The following is a 1,670-nucleotide window of genomic DNA, read 5'->3' as shown; positions in this document are numbered from 1 at the left end:
ATGCCAGCAGTAGTGGTCGTTGGCGCTCAATGGGGCGACGAGGGTAAAGGGAAATTTGTCGATTATTTCGCAAAAGACGCTCACGGAGTCGTGCGATTTCAAGGTGGAGCTAATGCCGGTCACACACTGATTGTGAATGGTAAAAAAACCGTTCTGCATCTGATTCCCTCCGGAATTCTTCATCCTCAAACAAAATGCTTTATCGGTAACGGTGTGGCCCTAGATCTCTTTGGCCTCAAAGAAGAAATGGACTATGTTCTTAAAAGTGGAATTTCTCTTACGCCAGAAAACCTGCAAATTTCTGGCAACGCCACTCTCGTTCTCCCCTTTCACAAAGAACTCGATGCCGCTCGCGAAGTGGTCAATCACATCGGGACTACCAAACGCGGCATCGGCCCGGCTTACGAGGATCGCGCCTCTCGTCGGGCTCTTCTTTTCCGTGATTTATTTTTACCGAATCTTAAAGAGAAGATCGAGTTGCTCCTTTTAGAAAAAAATTGTCTTTTTGAACATCTCTATAAAATTCCAAAAATTGACGCGCAAAAAGTCCACGATGATATCGTAAAGCTTAAGGACTACTTCGCACCGTTTGTGACCCACAACTTGGGCGAAACGATGACAGCGTGGCTCAAGGACGGGAAAAAGATTTTGTTTGAAGGCGCTCAGGGTGCCCTCCTGGATATTTTCCACGGCAGCTATCCTTACGTTACAAGCTCGTCGACCATCAGCGCTTCGGCCTGCTTAGGGACAGGCATCGGGCCTCAGCAGATCAATAAAGTGATTGGTGTGGCCAAAGCCTACTGCACTCGCGTGGGCACGGGCCCCTTTCCCACGGAACTGAACGATGCCACAGGAGAAAAACTTCGTAAAATCGGTGCCGAATTCGGCGCCACGACCGGCCGCCCCCGTCGTTGTGGATGGTTAGATATGGTCGCGCTCAAATATTCGATCGGCGTCAACGGGATTTCCAGCATCGTACTCACCAAGCTGGATGTCCTTAATGATTTCGACACGATCCAAGTGTGCACGGGTTATGAGGGCGCCAGTGTCGGAAAAACGACGGACTTCTTGATGTCGAGCGAGCCCTCAAAAATGAAGCCGATATATAAAGAATTCAAGGGTTGGAAGACCGACCTCAGCAAATTCAAAACCCGCGCCGAAATGCCGGCCGAAGCCCGCGCCTACGTGGATTATATTGAATCTCAGGCCGGAGTCCCGATCGATGTGGTCTCCGTAGGGGCCGACAGGTCCGCGACGATCGGTTTGGCCTCTGTTTTTTAAGCACTTAATAAAAGTATGTAGGGGCGCGATATTCCTAAAAAAGCGCCCCAAATAAAGTTGACATTAAACTGATAAAATAAGACAAAACCATCTCCGTGATCCGCTAGCTCAGCTGGTAGAGCATCTCCCTTTTAAGGAGAGGGTCCATGGTTCAAATCCATGGCGGATCACCATTTTTTTTCTTTCTCAATCATAACGTCCCCTTCGTCTAGAGGCCTAGGACAACTCCCTTTCACGGAGTAGACACGGGTTCGAATCCCGTAGGGGACGCCAATTAAAAAAATCAAAAAGACTCGTTCTAGGTCCACTTGGGGTGGAAGGTATGACTCTTTCTATATTGAGGAAAGGGCTTCGGGGGCGCCTTCACGAGGCGTAAGAAATATTTTTGA

General features: G+C 49.0%; 1 protein-coding gene and 2 tRNA genes. All 3 read left to right on the top strand.

The annotated features are described in order from the left end of the window. The 3 genes from K2Q26_03985 (at window position 1) to K2Q26_03975 (ending at window position 1,554) form a co-directional block, all read left to right on the top strand. Window positions 1-1,281, top strand: coding sequence for an adenylosuccinate synthase (locus K2Q26_03985; GenBank protein MBY0314651.1), 1,281 nt, complete (start codon window positions 1-3; stop codon window positions 1,279-1,281). A 97-nt stretch (window positions 1,282-1,378) separates the two neighbouring features. Continuing rightward, window positions 1,379-1,454 (top strand) — tRNA-Lys (locus K2Q26_03980). A 24-nt stretch (window positions 1,455-1,478) separates the two neighbouring features. After that, window positions 1,479-1,554: transfer RNA gene (locus tag K2Q26_03975), tRNA-Glu, on the top strand. Window positions 1,555-1,670 lie beyond the last annotated feature (116 nt).

The sequence above is a fragment of the Bdellovibrionales bacterium genome (assembly GCA_019750295.1).
Taxonomy (GTDB): domain Bacteria; phylum Bdellovibrionota; class Bdellovibrionia; order Bdellovibrionales; family JAGQZY01; genus JAIEOS01.
Note: the sequence above shows the minus strand (reverse complement) of the source record. Positions and strands in the feature narration are given on the sequence as shown.